Source organism: Lacihabitans sp. CS3-21, assembly GCF_024343675.1.
In the GTDB taxonomy this organism is placed as follows: Bacteria; Bacteroidota; Bacteroidia; order Cytophagales; family Spirosomataceae; genus Leadbetterella.
Genome location: NZ_RJUD01000081.1, coordinates 1 through 1,696 on the forward strand (window position 1 = coordinate 1; position 1,696 = coordinate 1,696).

The following is a 1,696-nucleotide window of genomic DNA, read 5'->3' on the forward strand; positions in this document are numbered from 1 at the left end:
ATATCACTCAAATGAATGCAGAGTTGCTCATTGATTCGTGTGATATGAATCTTTTTTGAGAAAGCCTGCAAGAGTATATCCAAAGCTTTTGTAGGATTTTCACTTATTCCGAGTTCCTTTGCAAGTCCGTTGGCTGATCCGGCTGGAATGATGCCCAAAAGGATTTTGGTTTTTATCAAACATTCAGCCACCAGTTTTATGGTACCATCACCACCGACTGCAGCCACACAATCAGGTTTAAACAACTTTATCTTTGCTTTTATGGTTGAAATGTTGCAAGTTGGTGTGAGATTGTAAAAATCTATGGTGTTGCTAAGATTTGAAAAATAATTGGTAACCAAGGAGGTCCAGTCAATCGTATTATTGCCTGAACCAGCATTAATTACAAAAAGTACTTTTAAGTTTTTTGATGTCATAATGAAAAATGAAATTGAACATGCTGTTGCAACTGTAAAAGTATATCATGGTTATGGACACCAAAATAACCTGGTAGTGTATGGTCATGTTTTGGCTGGGAAATCTGTGCGTCCGAGTAAATTTAACAATAATCCCATCAGTAATATTATACATTTAGCCAGATTATTTTTAGTTAAACCTGTACCACATGTACAATTGAGTTTGCAGTGGCAAAATCAAACACTTCATGCCACCACTGAGGTGGATGGTTTTTTTAAATTTGAGTGGCAATCGGATTTTGAAATAGACGCGGGTTGGCATTTGATTGAAGTGCATTTGGTTGATGGTCAGGGATATAAGAAAACTAGTGGAGAAGGAAAGCTATTTGTTCCACATGCTACACAATATGGTTTCATTTCGGATATAGACGATACCGTTTTGGTTTCGCATTCGGCCCACACAGGTAAAAAACTCCGGGTGATGTTCACCAAAAATCCACGTAGCCGCAAAACTTTTGCCGATGTGGTGAAATTTTACAAGTTGCTGGCTCTTACCCATACAGAACCAAACGTGCCGAATCCTTTTTTCTATGTTTCGAGTAGCGAGTGGAATCTATATGATGATTTGAATGCTTTTTTTAAGCACAACGGCTTGCCAAAAGGGGCTTTTTTGTTGAATAATATAAAGAAGTGGTATCAATTGTTGAAAACAGGCAAAACCAAACACGAAGGAAAGCTCAACAGGGTGACGAGAATTCTGAAGGCTTTTCCGAGACAAAGGTTCGTATTGCTTGGCGATAATTCGCAAAGTGACCCGCAAATTTATGCCTCCATAGCCAATAAATATCCTGAGCAGATTGTGGCGGTTTATATTCGAAATATTAGTTTGGAAAAAGCAGATTTTACTACTGAAACCCTAAATTCAATACAAAATAAATCTATAAAAACCTTTCAGTCGCAACATACTGATGAAGCCATTCAACATGCTAAAACAATTGGATTGTTGGTTTGAGATGATTTTTGGAAATTATTTTTTGATAGTTAATAACTAAAGTTTCAGACTTAGAAACTAGCCTAAATTATATACATTGCGTGCCTTGCCAGGCGGGCATTCTTTTTGCGAGTCGTCGCACCGTTCGAAAAAAAAGAATGGCAGCGGCCAACCGTCAAAAAAAACACTTTTTGTGCAGCATCGGCAGTCCGAAATGATCCTACCTAGGCGGCCCCCTGTAAATTTCTTTTTTGGCATTTTGCATGTAAAAAAAATTATCGTGGCGAAATTTTACAACGGACTACACAAA

At 37.8% G+C, this 1,696-nt stretch carries 2 protein-coding genes; one reads left to right on the plus strand and one right to left on the minus strand.

What is annotated here, in order from left to right; translation table 11 throughout:
• A partial coding sequence (locus EGI24_RS22005; protein ID WP_255047619.1) for a diacylglycerol kinase family protein occupies positions 1-416 on the minus strand: 416 nt, incomplete at its 3' end.
• A gap of 1 nt (position 417) precedes the next feature.
• Here EGI24_RS22005 and EGI24_RS22010 point away from each other — a divergent pair.
• Positions 418-1,407 carry an App1 family protein gene (locus EGI24_RS22010; RefSeq protein ID WP_255047618.1) on the plus strand — a complete coding sequence of 330 codons (990 nt, stop codon included), beginning with the start codon at positions 418-420 and terminating at the stop codon, positions 1,405-1,407.
• Positions 1,408-1,696 lie beyond the last annotated feature (289 nt).